Below are 16,753 nucleotides of genomic sequence, written 5' to 3'. Positions count from 1 at the left end.
AGGCAGGCTGAGATGACAAAAGACACGAAGCACAAGATAGCGCGGCAGCAAAGACAAGAGGGCCATCATGCACCGAATATCCGCGCCAGCACTGAACGAACGCCGAAACACAGCAAAAACCATGTCAAGGAAGAATGTGGAATATTATGAAATTTTTGCAAAAAGATTTGTGGATGCTTTGATGAAAAGTCCTTGGAAGTATTGTGAAAAGTTCGTGAGTGGTTTTTGAATGATTCGGGGAAAGTTTCGTGAGTAGTCCATGAATGTTTTGCGAAAAGTTTTATGATCGGTCATGAAGTCCATAAATAGTTTTGTGAAAAGTTCGTGAGTGGTTTTTGATTGGTCTTGTGGATGGTTCGCAATATTACCGATTAGTGCCCTTAATGCGCCAAATTTTTCAAACAATTTTCTCACGCCAGGGGTTTGTTCAACAACAGGCTGCCGATATCGAAATATTTTTTGGCTGATCACGGATTTCGGCTAGAACTTCGTCCCGTCCTTTATGACGGTCCCCTTTGGAATGACGATGATCCCGTTTCTTACATATATCTTCCTGTCCGGATCGTCGTAGTTGCGATATTTCTTTATGTTCCTGAGAACGACTTTCCGCCCAATCCTTACATTCGTGTCGATTATCGCCCTGCGGATGAAAGTGCCTGGGCCGATCCCCATACCGGGCTTGTTCTTTGAGGGTGTTCCGGGAGGATCGTACTCATCCGCGCCCATGATCAGCGAACTCTCGATGGTCGCCCCTGATCCTATTACCGAGCGCAGACCGATTATCGATTTTTTTATTACAGCCCGGTCGATTATACACCCCGCATTCAGGATAGAACGGGAGACGTCGCCCCGGTTGACTTTCGATCCGGGAAGAAATCTGGGATGGGTATACAGAGGAAATCTCGCGTCGAAAAGGTTGAATTTCGGCTCGATGGAGATGAGATCCATGTGAGCATTGTAAAACGATTTGATCGTCCCGATATCCTCCCAGTACCCGTTGTAGAGATAAGCTCCCACCTTTCCTTCATCGAGAGCCTGCGGGATGACCTGTCTGGCAAAATCGATTACATCGGGATTATCCTGCAGTACTTTTTTCAGTACGTCCAGTTTGAAAAGATAGATTCCCATCGACCCGAGATACGGTCTCTGTCTGGACTCTGCCGCACTCAACCCGAGGCCCCTCATGTCTGTCTTCATCCTGAGCAGGTTCGAGCCCCGTGGCTTCTCTCTGAACTCAGTGATCCAGCCATCGTTATCAGCCTTGAGTATGCCGAACTCAGGTGCCCTCGAAGCACTGACCGGCCTTACGGCGATACTTATATCGGCATCTCTCTCCCTGTGAGCCCTGGCGAACTGCCGGTAATCCATCCTGTAAAGATGGTCGCCCGACAGGATGAGGACATCTCTGGAGGGACCCCCGCTGAGATGCGGAAGGGCCTGTCTCACCGCGTCTGCTGTGCCCTGAAACCAGCCGGTCGAGATCAGCGTCTGCTCGGCTGCCAGGATCTCGACGAAACCGCTGCTGAACGTATCGAAACGGTAGGTCCTGGAAATATGCTGGTTAAGCGAGGCCGAGTTGAATTGGGTCAGAACGTATATCCGCTCTATCTCCGAGTTTATGCAGTTGCTCACAGGAACATCTATCAACCTGTAATTCCCCGCAAGCGGTACAGCCGGTTTCGACCGGCTCCTCGTGAGCGGATACAGCCTCGTCCCTCTGCCTCCACCAAGGATTATCGCAGTAATTTCGTCCAAAACCTGTTCTCTCCGTTCCGGTGGACCGGGGCCGGGCCCCGGTCCTTCCGAAAATCATCCGATTCTCTGCCTGCCCGGAAGCCAGCCGGACAATTGCAGCTTATTCTACTTCAGTTCTATCTCCTTGACCTCTCCGAACTCGGAAAGGGGACGGTCGAACTGTTCCTTGTCACCTACGACGAGGATAGTCAGCATGTCCATGTCGAGATATTTGAGAGCCGCGGCCTTTATATCCTCGACAGTCAGCGCAGCATATTTGGCCATATCTTCTTCAGGAGTATTAAGCGATCTTCCCTGGAACTGCAGGTCGATCAATCTACGCACCATTCCAGCCTTCGAATCATAGTCGAAGACCTGACTGTTGAGGAACGAATCGACAGCTTTTCTGAGTTCCTCTTCCGTAGGACCGTCCGTCTTCATCCTCTCGATCTGGTCCAGGATCACCTGAAGCGCCCTGCTGTACTCGCCCGCCGAAGTCTGGGCGAATGCGCTGAAGACTCCGACCGCGAAAGGATCGGAACTGTATCTCGACCTGGCAGAGTAGGCAAGGCCCCTCTTCTCGCGGACCTCCGTCGTTATCCAGGACGTAAACGATCCGCCGCCGAGGATAAAGTTCATGATCGTGACCGCGCACTTGTCAGGATTGTTCGAGTTGATTCCGAGATGTCCCAGGTTTATATATGCCTGACTGATATCCTTGTAGATATAGTTCACGGTCGGATCGGGACTGCCACCCACATCCGGAACCTGCGGGATATTCACTTCGCCCTGCTCCCATCCGGTAAACGCCTCGCTTATCAGTTTTTCGATCTCAGGCTTGGTGACATCTCCACTGATACCGATCAGGGCATTGTTCGGAACGAACCAGGCGCGATGAAAAGCTACGAGGTCGTCTCTGGTCACTGACGATATCGACGCCTCTTCCGTCTCCCAGCTGTAGGGGTGGTCACCGTACAACAGTTTATTGAACTCCCTGTTGACGATGTTTCTCGGCTGGTCGTTCTTTCTTCGTATGTCCTCGAGCATATCGTCTTTCTTCTTCTGTACCTTTTCCTCCGGGAAGGAGGGATTGGTAACCACATCGGCGAGTATGCCCAGAACGTTTTCCAGATCTTTCTTCATGCAGTTGATAAAAACGCTCGTGCTGAGATCTCCTCCGAAAAACTCGACCTGCGCCGGCAGAAATTCGAGCTCGTCGTTCAGCTTGTCGGCCGGCCAGCTCTCGCTGCCCCCGTTACGCATGACCCAGCGGGCCAATTCGTTCAATCCGTATTTTTCCTTCTCGGGAAAATAGGTCTTGAAAAGGATCACAATATTCACCGCGGGGATCTCGTGGTCCTCGATCATGAAACCTTTCATCCCGTTGGGAAAGGAAATATCCATGACCTCGGGAACCTGGACTTCGAGGTCGGGATACTTGAGCTTGCTCGGATGCTTTCTTCCTGCCGTCAACGGCGTCGCAAGCATGCCGGCAAGGACTGCCACCAGGACTATAATGAGGATCTTTCTTTTCATCGTCATCTTTCCTTTCCGGTCTTATTCCTTTACCGCGCCGGACGCTTTTACGCGTTCCCATAGTTCTTTCATATATTCCATCGCTTCGGCTTCCGACCTCATGCTCTGGAATTTCTGTATGACCTCCGCCTGTTCATCTGGTGGCAGGGACATGACCCATGCCCTTAGAGCCTGCTGATCGACTTCATCTCCCGCTTCTCCCCCTTCTTCGCCTTCTTCTTTTTCGATCTTCACTCTCCAGCCAACAGTCCTGTTGCTCTCTATCAGATATTTTTCAGCTACCTTCATCACGTCCTCAGCCGTGACTTCCTTCGTCATATCGTACTGCCGGAACATCGCGTGCCAGTCGCCACGGAAGATCTCGCCCATAAGCACGGTGAACGCGATGCCGAGATTCGATCCGAGCTGCTGGACCATCTGTGAGTCGAGCTGGTTGAGTATCCTCTGCAGCTCTCTATCGGTCACCGGCTCTGTCTTGAGCTTTTCAATCTCTTCGTAGATCGCGGCCTCGACTTCCTCGAGCGTGTGAGGATGCCTGGGCTCGGCGGTGAACATCAGGAGGTTGTCGTATCTCTCGCCTGGACCCGTATAGACTCTCACCGGCTCAGCCGTGAGTTTCTTATCCTCGAATATCGACTTATACAGCCTCGAAGTCCGGCCACCGGCCAGCACGCTGGTCATGACGTCGAATACGACCGATTCCGGGTCGGGATGAATAGGCTTGTGATAACCGACCATCAATTTCGGATTCGCATCATGTTCGATCACGAGACGTCTTTCGCCCTGCTGCTTCGGTTCTCTCGTCTCCAGCGGAGGAGGTGGTTCCTGGTCAGAAATCGACTCGAAATATTTCTTTGCCATCTTCCTGACAGTCTTTACATCCACATCACCCACTATGACCGCAGTCGCGTTATTCGGAGCATAGAAGGTCTTGTGATATTCGGCGAGTTCCTTTCTGTCGATCGTCTGCAGATCGCTCATCCAGCCAAGAACGGGCCACTTGTAGGGACAGGCGGTGAACGCCACCGAGTTGAATGCTTCGTCGAGCACATCGTCGGGATCGTTGTCGGCCAGCCGCCGCTCTTCCATGACGACGTCCCTTTCGATCCAGAACTCCCTGAAAATGGCAGAATCCATACGGTCTGATTCCATCGTCATCCAGAGTTCGAGCCTGTTGGTGGGCAGATAGACGAAATAGACGGTGAAATCATAGGACGTTCCCGCGTTGAGCATGCGGGACCCGTTGTTCATATATGTCTCCCACAGTTCGTTGTTCACAACGAACCGGGTGCGCTGTTCGTCCGTCAGCCTTACGATCTCTCCCCATGTCTGCTCGTATTCCAGATACTTCTCGAGATAATCGACGCCGTCTTTCTCAAGAAGGTACTTTCTCGATGTAAGCTCTTCGGGAAGGCTTTCCATCGCCCGGATCTTCTCTACGAGAATAAGGTTCTGTGTATATTTGTTTGTCCCGGCTTTCTCTGTCTCCTCTTCGGTAAAGCCGGCGATGATGGTCTCGCGGAATTCCTTGAACGCTTCGAAGCGCCATTCCCCCAGCTCCTTGCGAAGTTCTATAGTCATCTCGCCAAGCTCGTCGGTCTTTTCTATGTAGGGGATCTCTTTCTTGTAGTCGCTCGTTCCCAACATCTTCGTACCTTTGAACATCATGTGTTCGAGAAGATGAGATATCCCCGTCACATTGGGCCATTCATTGGCAGACCCCACATTGAATACTATCGCGCAGAACGCCACTGGGGCTTCATGCCTCTCGACGACCAGGAATTTCATCCCGTTATCGAGTTCGAACTCATTGACCTTTTCCTCCAGCGTCTGGCACTGACCAGCTGGCTGAACCAGCAGAATGGTGAACGAAATCACCAGGGCCGACAGGAAAAGACTCCTTCCTTTTCTGAGCATCCTTCCTCCTTCCAGGAATACCTTGCCATGTTCTCTTGATTATCGCCGGGCCGAATATGGATACCAGCGTAAAGAAGAATATTATCAGGCGATTTCCTGTCTTACAAGCAAAATGGTCCACTCCGGTGGGAATAGGAGTAAATAGGGTACCCCATTGTTCAGGCCGGGGATATCGTCCGGCAATTGACTGATCCGCCAACGGTCCATTCCGCTTGATTGGACCGCATCACTGTGCTAACTTCAGCTGGTTGAATAGGACCCGGGTATCGGAAGGACTTTCCTGGAAGGGATGAATGACGAGATGAGAAATAGCTTTATATCCAGATATATCCATTTGATGGCTATAACAGCCTTTCTGGCCGCCGGGATCCTGGCATCGCCGGAAAAAGTTTCTTCGGGGGTCATCGAGACCGCCCTGAACGGAACCACGGTAGCTGCACAATCCACGCAGATCCCGGACCTCATAGATCCCTACTGGCAACAGAAGGCCGATAATTCGATCATGTGCACGCTGAACCCCGAGACACACATGCTGACCGGATCGAATATCATAAGTTACACCAATAATTCCCCGGACACACTGGATGCCTTCTACCTGCACCTCTACCCGAACGCCTACCGGGAAAAGGCCTCCCCCCTTATCGAAGATCACCTTCCCGGGGTCTGGACCATCCTTGTCGGCCTGACCGGTTCGGCACGCGGCTGGATAGATATAACCAGCCTTACAGTCAACGGGGACAGTCTCTCGTTCGATGTTGACGGGACGATCCTGAGCGCGACATTCCCAAGACCCCTCGTTCCTGGCAGGACAGTATCGATCGAGGTACATTTCTCCGAGCTGGTGAGAAAGAAACTTGGCAGATCCGGCTTCCTTGGAGACCACTACGCCCTGGGCCAGTGGTACCCCAAGATGGTCGTATACGATAAAAACGGCTGGCACGCCGACCAGTTCAGAAAAGGTGAGTTCTACGGTGAATTCGGCGATTTCGATGTCGAGATCACGATCCCCGATGAATTTGTCATCGCATCCACAGGCATTCTCGTCTCAGGAGACGCCGGATGGGAAAAGGCTTTGGCCGCTGCGGGGGAAAAAGCTCAGGAAACCGGCGGGCAGGCCGGAACAGCTGATGCCTCCGATACATACGGACACGAAAAGACAGTGAAGTTCAGAGCTGAAAACGTTCACGATTTCGCCTGGTGCGCCGACCCCGAATTCGCCCTGGAAAAGGCCGAATACAACGGGTACGAAATCCGGTCCTTTTACCGGAAATGGAACTCCTCCTGGGCCGATTCCGCTCTCGCCAGGGGAGTCCGCTGTATGAAGTGGATGGAAGACTTCGCCGGCCCGTACGGATATCCACAGATCAGCATCGTCGATGTACACAGCGGTGGCGGGATGGAATATCCTATGCTGGTCATGAACGGCTCCGCCGATGAAGACCTCATGCTTCACGAGATAGGCCACAACTGGTTCTATGGGATGCTGGCCAACGACGAACGCGAAGAGGCCTGGATGGACGAGGGTATGACGACCTATCAGACATACCTCCGCAGAGAGACCGAATTCGGGCCATATGGTGACGAGAAAGAGCAATCATTCCTGTCGTCCTTTAAACCTCGCAAGATCTGGGACAGGCTTTCAAGACAGGTCATCTACTATCACCGTACAGGATTCGCCGAGCGTGTCGCCACGCCCTATCATGAGTTTAATAACTGTGGGCGGACGATGGTCTACACGAAAGGCGCGCTTTTCATGAGAGCACTGCGTTATCATGTGGGAGACGCTGATTTCCGCAGAATAATGCATACATACCTCGAAAAATGGAAATTCAAACATGTCGACGAAGACGCTTTCCTCGATGTATGCGAAGAGATATCGGGGCAGGACCTCGGGGAGTTCTTTATTCAATGGCTCCATTCCACAAAAAATTGCGATTACAGGGTGGATCGCTTCAAAGTATCCGAATCTGCCGACGGATTCACCGCCGATGTCAAGGTGAAGCGGAAGAGTGAGATGATGATGCCCCTTACCCTGGCCTTCCGGCTGAAGAACGGTAACACGGTCACGGAGAGGGTCGACGGCATGCCGCGCGAATACGAAAACACCTTCACATTCCCGATAGAACCTGTCTCTGTCGCTATCAACCCGGACAACGAGATCCTCGACATCTATCTCCTTGATAACTTCGCGCCCAGGAAACGCGAGCTTATGTTCGAACTTCTTCCGAGCGATTATTATCCATCTGACGCCTATCAGTTCAGGGTGAGTCCCCTCGGATTTTATAACGATATCGACGGGGGCAAAGCCGGGCTGTGCCTGAAGGGCAGCTATGACGGTATCTATAAAAATTTCACGCTCCAGGGACTCTACGGATTCGAAAGTGGAGAGTTTGATGTCTATGGTTCTTTCGAAAACCCTCTGACCTATTTCGGCAGGGAAGCCGACTGGAAAATCGACGGATATTACAGGGAAGGCAGGCAGGGGGCTAGTCTTTCGATCTTCAAGACGAGGCGCAAACACCTTTCCGAGCCTCTTACCAAACATTACACTCTCAAGCTCGGCTATCAGGAACTCACAGACCCCGACTATGTATATCCCGGCATGTATGAGGAAGGCCCGAACATCAAATCGTCCCTGTTCATCGCCTCTTACCCGAAGACCGACGTATTCAACACCTCTTTCTTTCTCGGACTCGAACGGTCGTTCTACGGCAGTGACTTCAGTTATGAAAAATTGACGTTCAACGCCAGAATATGGCCCTCCAGATTCTGGCCCCTGCCCATCGAGCCGAGGATGAGACTGTTCTTCGGCAGGGCCACCATGGACCCCCCTCTTCAGGAGATGTTCAACCTGGCAGGAGCCGGTCCGGTCGACAAAGAGGACTTCTTCTGGCTGAGAAGCAAGGGCGCTTTCCCGGAAGACTACTACAACAATTTTCATGTAGCGGGAGATGCCAATCTTCGCGGATATTTCGACGGAGACTTCAGTTTCAAGTCTATCGTATCGTCGAATATCGAGCTGAAGCTGCCCTTCCTCCCCCTGGGGAAAAAGCTCTCGAATGCACTGCGTCCCGAGCTGTACCTCTTCTACGATTACGGCAAGGCTCTCGGCGAAGACCCACTCGAAGCTCTTCCGGATGAAGTCGGAGAAAGACTTGGAGAAAACGCTTTTGACTATGTGCTTCAGGATGCCGGAATCGGCATAAAGATCTGGAACATCACGGCCGAATTCCCCTTCTATCTGAGTCATCCGGAGATCAGCGGAGAGACGGAGAACTGGGACATGCGCTGGACGATAGGATTCAGCAGCCTGTTCTAGGGACGGTGCCGTTCTGCAGGCCGCGGCCATCGGAGAAAAGGTGTCGCCCATGGAGACGGGACCAGATCGGGCTAACGCAACAGGATGATCTTCTCTGACCGTGTCGTTCCCGGCGCATCGAGAAGATAGAAATAGACACCTGGATTTGCCGGAGCGCCGTCAGCTTCCGTTCCATCCCATTCCGCCACATAATTGCCCGTATCCCGGTCGATCTCTTCCACGACTTTCACCACTCCACCCCTCACATCGAATATCGTGATCTTTACACGCCCCGGAGAATCTACCTCGTACAGGATGCTGATCTTTTCCTGGAACGGATTGGGATAGGATGAGGCAGTATTTGAAAATGCTGCGATCTCGAATACTTCGTCGCTGAGGTCATACGCCCTGATATCGCCGTCCAGCCAGGCCGTTACCCTCACCATGACCGATTCGCTCGTTATCTCGGGAACGGTCCACAGGTAAGTCTCGACTCCTGTCAGCCCGGAGACTATCGGGTTGTCGAATGGCCCGGCAGCACCGCCGATGCTGTACGCAAGCGAGACGGAGTCCGGTTCGATCCCGGGATTGCTCCACTGGATCCTGTACTCCGTATCCCCATAGATCGTCTGCCCTCCGTTTGGAGAGGTCAGGCTTACGAAAGGCGAATACAGGATCTGTGAAACGTACATCCCTATGTAACTTACACCGTACTTGATATGCATAAATCCATCCTCGCCCCAGCCCTCCCCCCAGCTGTTCTTAACGATCCAGGCTCCCCCTTCATCGCAGGCCGTGTCGTCCCATCCGACTATCAGCACGGCATGATCCGGGTAATTGTTAGTGTCGTTATAATCGAAACATCCTTCGATGTAGCTATTAAATAAAGCGCTCGTCCTGATCGCCGTATAGACAGGTCCGCTCAGAAGCGCCGTCTTGATCGCTGTGACATTGAAGTCTTCCACATCTGGATAATCCGCAATGACCGCGACAGAAGTGCAGAAGGCCTGCCCGCACTCTCCTTCGTCCGACTGGGTATATGGAATACAGTCCTCTGTCACGGAGCCGAAAGAAAGCAGGAGCTTATAAGCAGCATAGGCGTTGCCGCCGTCACAGTTTTTCTCGTCCTCGTTACAATCGATTATATGCTGCTCGGAAAGATCCATCATCATGTTGTCATAGATGGCAATATGTCCCTCCAGCTGAGCTATCGCGGCGAAGGCCCAGCACGAACCACAGGCGCCCTGGTTCCTCACTCCGGTCACATTGCCAAGAGTCCTCCAGTCGAAGACCGGATCGCTGATATCTGCCCCGGGATAGCTGAGCGCGCCTGGCACGAACCGCGGCAGCGAACCCCATTCCTCCTTCGAAGGCGGGATAAAACCGGTCCTTTGCGCCAGCTGTTCTTTCGAGAGTCCCGTAAGGGGAGTCCGCCCGACTGTAAAGCTGTACCCCTTTTCCGCTATGATCTGCCTCAGCGCTTCAAGCTCGTTCTCGACGTCCGCTACGTCTTCGCCGACAGCAGTCACCGACAGGATTGACACGGTCAGACACAACAGCACACAGGTGAATACAGAACGATACATATCGACCTCACATATCAGGGGCGGGATTAATAAACAACCAGATCACAAATTGAATATAACAGAAATCTAATAAATATCCATGTCCTTCAGCACCCTGTAGAAGGTGCTTCTCGAAACACCGAGTTCCCTGGCGGCGGCTGACTTGTTCCCGTTCGTCTTTACGAGACTCGATATTACGAGACTCCGGATCTCCAGCGGATCCCTCACAAGTCCTATCGAAGGGATCTCCTTCGTCTTCAGCGGACTGCCATTCTCAGTCGTCCTGCTGTCGAGCCCACCGATGTAGTGGCTCCTGATATTCACGGGCAGGTCGTTTCTTCCGATCCGTCCCGTGCTTTTACCTATTATGGCCAGTATCTTGACGACACTTATCAACTGCCTTACATTCCCCGGCCAGTGGTAGACCTTGAGAAGCTCCACAAGCCCGTTCTCGACGAGGGGATCGCATCCCGACTGTCTCATGTACCAGGAGAACAACGCCTCTATATCTTCTTTCCTTCTTCTCAGCGGTTCAAGCTCTATCGACGCCGTAAGCACCCTGTAGTAAAAATCCTTCCTGAGCCCGCCGTTTTTCAACAGAGATTCGAGATTCTGGTTCGATGCCGAGACAAGCCTGATATTGACCTGTCGTTCTTTCGATTCACCTACTCTTCTTATCTTTTGCTCCTGGAAGAATCTCAGAAGCTTCGCCTGCTGTGAGACTGAAAGTTCAGAGATCTCGTCGAGAAAAAGAGTTCCTCCCGAGGCTCTCTCTATGATCCCCATCCTGTCCCTGTCGGCCCCGGTGAACGCGCCTTTTCGGTGACCGAACAGCTCGCTTTCAAATACACTCTCTGTTATAGAGGCGCAGTTGATAGCGATAAAGGGTCCGTCAGCCCTGTCGCTGCACCGGTGAAGGAGCCTGGCGATGACTTCCTTGCCAGTTCCCGTCTCTCCCGTGATCAGGACCGGGATCGTGCTGGACGCGAGCGAGACCGCCCTCGCCACGACGTGGCGCATCTGAGCCGACCTGGCGACCGCAGAGCCCTCACAAAGCCATTCGTCATCGAACTTCAACCTTGTAAAGCCCGAGAGATCCTCTTCCTGCCAGGATTCATTCAACAGCTTCCCGGTCAGCTTGTCGCATCTGGACACCTCGTCCTCCAGTCCTATCGACTGGTAGAGGTGAGCCGCCTCCATGGCATAAGTCCTCGCTTCAGAGAATAATCTTTTATTGTCAGATCCTTCGCCGTCGGCCTTCCTGGCCCATCCCGTGAGAGCCTCCGCGGCCGACACGCATGTGTTCGCCAGCTCGAACGATTCCTTGATCATGCGCAGAATCGATATACCTTCGTTAAAATACGACATTGAAAGCTCATAATGTCCCATCGCGGCTTCGAGACGACCGAATGCCCGCAGGACACAACCCAGCTCATAGTCATCATGGAGGCTTGTCGTCAGCCTCATACTCTTCTCCAGGACAGTCTTCGCTTCGTCGAAGTCTCCGCAGGCTACGTTGAGGTCTCCAAGTCTTCTGTACACTTCGGCCGCTATATCCCCGGAAGGAGCTATTTCCAGAGCAAGTCTTTCTGCTTTGACAAGAAATCTCCCTGCCCTCAGATGATCGCCTCTCTTAAGCGCCGTCTCTCCGAGGAATTCGGCGGCAAGCGCCTCACCTCTCCTGTATCCCGACTCTCTGGCCCTCCTGTATGCCCTGTCCAACAGCCGCTCGGCATCTTTGTACTTTCCGAGATACATGTTCACCCGGGCCCTGGCTATCCAGGATTCGGCTACTCCGATGGAATCTCCGAGAGTCTCGAATGACTTGCCCGACCTGATGAGAAGTTCTTCAGCCTCTCTGTATTTTCCGGTCCGGTACAAAAGGATACCCATCATATGACAGGTCGCCGCAAGCTGCTTCCCATCGCCGGTGATATTGAAACAGTCGGTCGCGTTATTATAGTATTCCTCGGCCTGTTCGAAGAAAGACCTCTGAAAGGACGTATAGCCCAGCATATACTGGACATTACCCAGCATGAACCTGTCATCGGAAGAGAGATAATACTGTCTGCAGGCCTCCAGGAGAAGATTCGCGCTGAGATAGTCCCCTTTCCAGAAACAGGCCTTGCCCAGGCAGAATCTCAGGAAAAATTCGTCTTCCCGGCTATGTTCATCATCCAGAGACGCGCGAAGCAGTCTCTCGGCTCCGGAAGGGTCTCCGGTCTTGATCAATATCTGAGACTTGAGGAAAATAAAGTCTTTTTCTGCCCGGATATCGGGATAGAGATCGAGCAGGGTGTCGAGGACCGAAGAGGCTCTGTCATGTTCATACGAGTTATAAAGTGTCCTGGCGAGAAGAAGCGACAGTTCCCTGTGCCCGGCCGAAGGGATCTCGGCAAGGTCCAGCCAGTCCGAACGGTCAAGAGTCGACAGGGCAGACCTGTAATCCTTGCTGTCCACATAAGATTCGATCCTGCGAATCAGTTTATCTACTTCAACCATATCTGGTCGGCTCTCCGGCATGGTCCTCCGCGTCAGATTCCTGGCGGATACCACCCGGTCTGGTTAATGGCACTATTTCTCACACACGGACAAGAGATCAGAACAGCTGATTGATTGTTCCGACCAGGCTCTTGCCCAGGGTCCGGATAATAGTCTCAATATCCCATTCCGAGAGAGGTGGGCCTCCCTGCCCTTCTCCGTTTTGTCCGGAGTCAGGGTCGGTAAGGGATCCCCCTTCGCGGTCTCCATTTGATCCCTGTCCCCCCGGCTGAAATCTGCTGAGGAACGGGTCGTGCCCCGGCTCCCCGAACTGCCCGGTATCATACATGGCCTGTACTTCGATCTTGATCAGGCTTTCGTCGCGGGCATGTGATCTCAGCGGAAGAAGGACGAATGAGATGGCAAGGAGTACCGGGAAGACTATGAACCGAATCGAATTTCCCCGTAAGAATCTCATTGATGCCTCCAATATCTGTAGTCCGTCGAGTATACACCAGATCTCTCATCTGTCAAGTGAGTGCTTTTGGAGAATAAAGATTCGATTCCGGCTTTGCGTCCGTAAGCTATTGGCTGGTTTCGGATTACCCGAAAATATCCCTGATCTCAGGATCGAGGTCATCGAACGAATGCAGCCACTCGATCCTTTCGGCCCTGATCCTGTCCTTCAACTCTTTGATCTCTGATTCTGTGTAGTATCTCTTTTCATCGAACCGCGAAAGATCCATACCAGGCATCGACGTGGGAACATCGTATCCCCAGTAATCTTCTTTCGCCCACTCCACCGTCCCCCTGGCGATCTCTCTGATAAAGGCTGATGAATCCTGTATCTTTACTTTCTGGCCAGCCAGTACTTCGACTCTGACCAGCTGGAAATCCTTCGCGTCGATTTCCCCGGCCTCAACCATGTCTACGACCGTCTGGATCTCCCCACGCGACCTGTACCGCCTGCCGTCCCCATCGAGTTCCAGGCGGACTCGCTCCACTTTGAATTCCTCCTCGGCCCCGTCCATCAGTTTCCGCCGGACGAGACATCCCTTTCCCTCCTGCCATTGCCCCGCAAGGTAACTTTTCAACACTTCCATCACACCTTCACCAGCGAGGTTTTCCGAGCCGGCATCCACGTTCCTTCCTCCAAACCCACCGGTATTGAAAAGATAACACCTGATATGAGGATTATTTTTAAGAATACTGTAGAAGATATTCCCTTCCTCTCCTCCCGAGCCTACGATGAACGGATTGGTCCCCACTTCGAGAACCGACTGGCCCGCCTTCGTCGGATCCGCCGCGGAGGTCAGGATAGACTCTCCGAGCATAAAGGCTGCGGCAGCCTGCTCCGTGCTGAGGCGCATGACAGGGGGAATGACCGTTTCCCTTCGCGTGATAAAAAAGATCATATCTACCCTGTCAAGATCGACCCTGTCATCTGTGAAATCGAGTTCTTTTCTTATGACTATTCCCCGGCCGTTATAGCACATTCCCCCGGGAGTCCAGGGGTGGTCGAACCTGAAGAAATCGGGTTCGAGCGTCTCTGGGTCGACATACACATTCTCCAGTATCGAGTGTGGACTCATCGCGCCCTCAAAAAGCAGCTGCTGGCTTTTCGGCTCCAGCCCTTCAGTCTTTATATAGGCATTGTCTTCGGTCCCGAAGGCCGCAGAGTCGGCGGCCAGCACAAAAAAATCGTCCTGCCTGATTATTACGGACTCGCCCTGCTCGGGATCGAGCCAGAAGTGATGGACAGAGAGCGTCGTCTTTCCAGTGCCGCTCAGTCCAAAAAAAAGTGCTCCCTTTTCCTCCAGCCTTCCGCTCGCTGAATCCTTCGCCCTGATCACTTTTCCACCGGCATGCACTCCCAGGCCACCACCGGAACCATCCCTGTATTTCAGTTTTTCACGGTACATCGCCATGCGGAGATGACCTTTCTTGATCTCGCCGAAATAATCGCTTCCGAGAGCAAAGGTCACATTATTCACTGCATCCACCAGGATAGCCACCTCCGGCAATCCGTTCAGCCTTGCGTATTCCGCCCATTCAGGGATCATGACCTGTACCTGGTCCGGCCCACCACCCAACCTCTCCTCTGGAACGTCGAATATCAGCCTGTCCCACATCACAAGCATCCTGGCAAATTCCGGGGTGATAATGGTCCTGCAATAATGTGAGTGGTCCGGATGAAGGCCCATCAGCTTGTCCAAGTAAAGAAGCTCCATACCCCCGTCGATGCGCCGCTCAATATATTCACAAGCTGCTTCCATGATCCCGGACTGTCTCTTGTCCGGGTCTCCGAAAAAGATCTCGGTCATAGCGGCGGAACGACTCGTCTTCCTGGTGATATATGAGAGGCTGCCATTTTTATTCAGGACATCCTTCGCCGATCTGGCTTCAAGTGTAACGCTGTCTTTCAGAGAAAGGGTAAGGATCCTGTAAGAGTCAGACACAAAATTGCCGGTATTTACGGCATAACCTGTCAATCGGTCTGCCAGGGTTTTTGAAATGGCCCCGCTGGAGTCAGGCACGACAACTCCCTTGTTATAGACAGAACCGCGCGTAGTTCCGCGCATTACGGATTATTTTGAAAATCGCTCGGGCTGGGGACCCGAAGCGCTGCACTGAAGTCAGATGGGCCCCTCTATGCCTTCAATTGCCGGACAGTATCAATAACCGTGCCATCCCGGTATTCTATGAGGGCGACTATCCGCTCCTCGAACTCCGGTTTTTTCGGTTCGCCGGCAAGATCCAGCGCCATCTTCCTCAGTTTTTCGATTGGTACGACAGGCAGGTCCGTATCTTTAAGACGTTCCAGGATATCGGTCCTGGCAGGATTTACGGCTATACCCCGCTCTGTGACGAGTACATCGACGGTCTCACCGGGCACTGTCACAGTCGTGACGCTGTCGACGATCGTAGCCAGCCTTCCCCTGTGCAGGGGCACCGTTATGATCGTACACCAGGCGTCGCAGACATCGGCGAACCCACCGATACCGTGAAGAAGCCATCCATCGGAATGCGTGTTTACATTCACATTGAAATCGACATCTATCTCGGTCGCGCCGAGTACGGCGGCCTTTACTCTCGTAGCGAAGTTTCCCTTCGTATGATAATTATATGAGGTGAAAGGGTCTGTTTCGATGTGGCGCGGATTCTCCCCGAGAGAGCGGACTCCGACCTGGTCGAAACACTGGCCGTCCAGGATATACTCTATCAGACCCTCCTCCAGAAGATCGACGAGGAACTTGTTCGACCCACCGCGGGCGAAAGAGGCTTTAAGCCCCTTTTCACGAAGCATGTCCCCCATATACTTCAGGAAGGCGAGCGATATGCCCCCCGCTCCTGCCTGGAAGGAAAACTCCGGTTCTTCCATCAGGCCAAGATCGCTGACCAGCCTCGCGGCATACTCCGCTATCAGCTGTCTTGTCGGGCTTTTGGTGATCCTCGTTGTCCCGGACACTATCTTTTCCGGATCACCGAGATTCTCCAGCTGGCAGATATAATCGACGTTTCCGCCGCGGATTATCCAGGGATAATTCGGAAAAGGTACCAGATTGTCGGTCAGGACTACGACCTTGTCCGCGTAGAGGGAGTCCGCAAGAGCGTAGCTCATCACTCCGCATGCGGAGGGGCCCCCGTATCCGTTGCAGTTTCCTAAAGAGTCTGCGACAGGTGCCGCGATGAAGGCGACGTCGACGTGGAGGTCACCATCCTGAATAGCCCTGTATCTGCCTCCATGCGATCGAAGGATACATGTCTTACTCATCTTTCCGAGAGAACAGGCGCGGCCGACCGGCCCGTTCATCGAGCCCTCGATATGTGATATCACGCCGTTCTCTACATGCTGCACCAGGGGCTCGTGTACTGGAAAGAGGGCGGAAGGTGCCAGAGTGAGGTTCTTCAACCCCTTTCTGGCGAGTTTGTCGACTACCATATTGACGACGTGATCGCCATTTCTAAGATGATGATGAAAAGAGACCGTCATGCCGTTCCTGATCTCGCATGCTTCGATCGCCTCGTCGAGAGAAGCCAGCATCTTGTTCTCGTAATCGACGACAGCGCGGATCGGAGGTGCTGCTTTTCTTCCGCCTCCGTGATCCTCGTGGGCACCCATGAAAGGCTTTATCTTTTTTCCATCGATCTCCTCAGGAATCATTCTCCCAACGGCATTGCGGACCATCTTCACGATCCTTACCCCCATTCTTTTTCAATA

At 52.9% G+C, this 16,753-nt stretch carries 9 protein-coding genes; 1 reads left to right on the top strand and 8 read right to left on the bottom strand.

Translation table 11 applies throughout. From position 1 onward, the window contains the following. Window positions 1-480: 480 nt before the first annotated feature. The 3 genes from KOO63_06070 to KOO63_06060 form a co-directional block, all read right to left on the bottom strand. Window positions 481-1,755, bottom strand: coding sequence for a glucose-1-phosphate adenylyltransferase (locus KOO63_06070; protein MBU8921369.1), 1,275 nt, complete (start codon window positions 1,753-1,755; stop codon window positions 481-483). Window positions 1,756-1,860: 105 nt separating this feature from the next. Beyond that, window positions 1,861-3,270 (bottom strand): insulinase family protein, encoded by a 1,410-nt coding sequence (locus tag KOO63_06065; GenBank protein MBU8921368.1) that lies wholly within the window; start codon window positions 3,268-3,270, stop codon window positions 1,861-1,863. Window positions 3,271-3,291: 21 nt separating this feature from the next. Then, window positions 3,292-5,187 carry an insulinase family protein gene (locus KOO63_06060; GenBank protein ID MBU8921367.1) on the bottom strand — a complete coding sequence of 632 codons (1,896 nt, stop codon included), beginning with the start codon at window positions 5,185-5,187 and terminating at the stop codon, window positions 3,292-3,294. A 301-nt stretch (window positions 5,188-5,488) separates the two neighbouring features. On the opposite strand from KOO63_06060, the gene KOO63_06055 reads away from it, so the two are divergent. Then, window positions 5,489-8,506 carry a M1 family metallopeptidase gene (locus KOO63_06055; protein MBU8921366.1) on the top strand — a complete coding sequence of 1,006 codons (3,018 nt, stop codon included), beginning with the start codon at window positions 5,489-5,491 and terminating at the stop codon, window positions 8,504-8,506. 71 nt (window positions 8,507-8,577) lie between these two features. On the opposite strand, the gene KOO63_06050 is transcribed toward KOO63_06055, so the two are convergent. From KOO63_06050 to citF, 5 genes are all read right to left on the bottom strand, one after another. Next, a complete protein-coding gene (locus tag KOO63_06050; protein ID MBU8921365.1) occupies window positions 8,578-10,071 on the bottom strand; it encodes a T9SS type A sorting domain-containing protein in 1,494 nt (497 codons plus the stop codon). A gap of 66 nt (window positions 10,072-10,137) precedes the next feature. Next, entirely contained in the window at window positions 10,138-12,552 is a 2,415-nt protein-coding gene (locus tag KOO63_06045; protein MBU8921364.1) for a sigma 54-interacting transcriptional regulator, read from the bottom strand. Window positions 12,553-12,649: 97 nt separating this feature from the next. Then, window positions 12,650-13,009, bottom strand: a complete 360-nt coding sequence (locus KOO63_06040; protein MBU8921363.1) for a hypothetical protein — start codon at window positions 13,007-13,009, stop codon at window positions 12,650-12,652. Window positions 13,010-13,133: 124 nt separating this feature from the next. Then, entirely contained in the window at window positions 13,134-15,113 is a 1,980-nt protein-coding gene (locus KOO63_06035; protein ID MBU8921362.1) for a phosphoenolpyruvate carboxykinase (ATP), read from the bottom strand. A gap of 68 nt (window positions 15,114-15,181) precedes the next feature. Further along, complete coding sequence (gene citF / locus KOO63_06030) at window positions 15,182-16,726, bottom strand: citrate lyase subunit alpha (protein MBU8921361.1); 1,545 nt, start codon at window positions 16,724-16,726, stop codon at window positions 15,182-15,184. Window positions 16,727-16,753 lie beyond the last annotated feature (27 nt).

It is taken from the genome of Candidatus Latescibacterota bacterium, assembly GCA_019038625.1.
GTDB lineage: Bacteria > Krumholzibacteriota > Krumholzibacteriia > Krumholzibacteriales > Krumholzibacteriaceae > JAGLYV01.
Note: the sequence above shows the minus strand (reverse complement) of the source record. Positions and strands in the feature narration are given on the sequence as shown.